We start from the raw sequence: 1,413 nt of genomic DNA, 5'->3' as shown, positions 1-1,413 counted from the left end.
GTCCTGTACTGTCAGCGATGACGAAGTGCTGCTTAAAGAGCCGCTCGGACTCACGTAATCCTTCTTCGGTGAAGATGACAGACTTCGTTTTATTAACCGGGTCGCCAATGAGGCCTCGTTCGTAGAGCCGATTCAGCACATCCCAGTCGAAGCCCTTCCATGCCCGGTTGTGATCGTGCAGGGTCAGGTAAAGAAGTGCGAGGGCGACTTCGTCGATCGCGTCGGTATTGATGTTCATCGCGCGCGTCCTTCGACCTTCTGGACCCGCACGCAAAACCGTTCAAGGCTGGTCAGGATCTCATCGGCCGACTTGCTCCAGGCGAAGGGATGGGGATTTGCGTTGTAGCCTTCAAGGTAATGGCGGATGGCGTCTTCGAGTTGGCGTGTCGAACGATGCGTGCCGCGTCGAAGGTACTTCTCTGTGAGCGTGGCGAACCATCGTTCAACCTGATTGAGCCACGACGCCGAGGTCGGCGTGAAATGAACATGGAAGCGAGGATGGCGAGCGAACCACGCCTTGATCGAGGGCGTCTTATGCGTGCCGTAATTATCCATCACCAGATGCACATCCAGCGACTGCGGAACGTTGGCTTCGATCGTGCGCAGGAACTGCAGAAATTCGCTGCTGCGATGGCGTCGGTGCAACTCCCCGATCACTTCACCGGTGGCGATGTCCAATGCCGCGAACAGCGTGGTCGTGCCGTGACGCATGTAATCATGGGTGCGCCGCTCGGGAATGCCCGGTGCCAACGGCAGGATGGGCTGCGTGCGGTCCAGCGCCTGGATCTGGCTCTTCTCGTCCACGCACAACACCATGGCCTTGAGCGGCGGATCGAGGTAAAGCCCGACGATATCGCGAACCTTGTCGACAAACAGCGGATCGCTGGAAAGTTTGAAGGTCTCCTGCCGGTGCGGCTGCAACCCGAAAGCTCGCCAGATCCGGGTCACTGCCGTTTGCGAGAGGTTCATCTCGCGCGCCATCGTACGCGTGCTCCAGTGCGTGGCCACCGCAGGGACAGACTCGAGCGTCTTCGCGATCACTGCGTCGACGCGCGAATCATCGATCGTTCGGGGCGCGCCCGGGCGCGGCGCGTCGAGCAATCCATCCAGACGGTCTGCAACGAAGCGCGCGCGCCACTTGCAAACAGTCTGCTGACTTACACGCTGTGCCTTTGCGACCATCCGGTTGTCCATGCCATCGGCACAGGCCAGCACGATGCGCGCTCGCAAAGCCAACGCCTGCGCTGTCTTGCGTCGCATCGTCAACGCCTTAAGCTGTTCGTGCTCCGATTCGCTCAGCACAAGCTCCGCCTTAGGTCTTCCGCTCATCGCCACGTCCTCATACCAGTGCTACACAAGACACTTTAGTACGCAGCGAACATATTTCAATGAATTTTTAACTCACGACACTAG

The 1,413-nt window shown here is 58.9% G+C and carries 2 protein-coding genes; both read right to left on the bottom strand.

The window, feature by feature from the left end; translation table 11 throughout:
- Window positions 1-238: DUF6429 family protein (locus HDG33_RS36810; protein WP_184041221.1), on the bottom strand; the 238-nt coding region annotated here is incomplete at its 3' end.
- On the bottom strand, window positions 235-1,329 hold the full coding sequence (locus HDG33_RS36805; RefSeq protein WP_026226240.1) for an IS630 family transposase: 1,095 nt from the start codon (window positions 1,327-1,329) through the stop codon (window positions 235-237). The genes HDG33_RS36805 and HDG33_RS36810, both read right to left, overlap by 4 nt.
- Window positions 1,330-1,413: the final 84 nt, after the last annotated feature.

The sequence above is a fragment of the Paraburkholderia sp. Cpub6 genome (assembly GCF_014201065.1).
Lineage (GTDB): Bacteria > Pseudomonadota > Gammaproteobacteria > Burkholderiales > Burkholderiaceae > Paraburkholderia > Paraburkholderia tuberum.
Note: the sequence above shows the minus strand (reverse complement) of the source record. Positions and strands in the feature narration are given on the sequence as shown.

Bases quoted from the DNA above. Each gene is read 5' to 3' on its own strand.
- HDG33_RS36805 (WP_026226240.1), bottom strand. From the start codon at position 1,329: ATGAGCGGAAGACCTAAGGCGGAGCTTGTGCTGAGCGAATCGGAGCAC.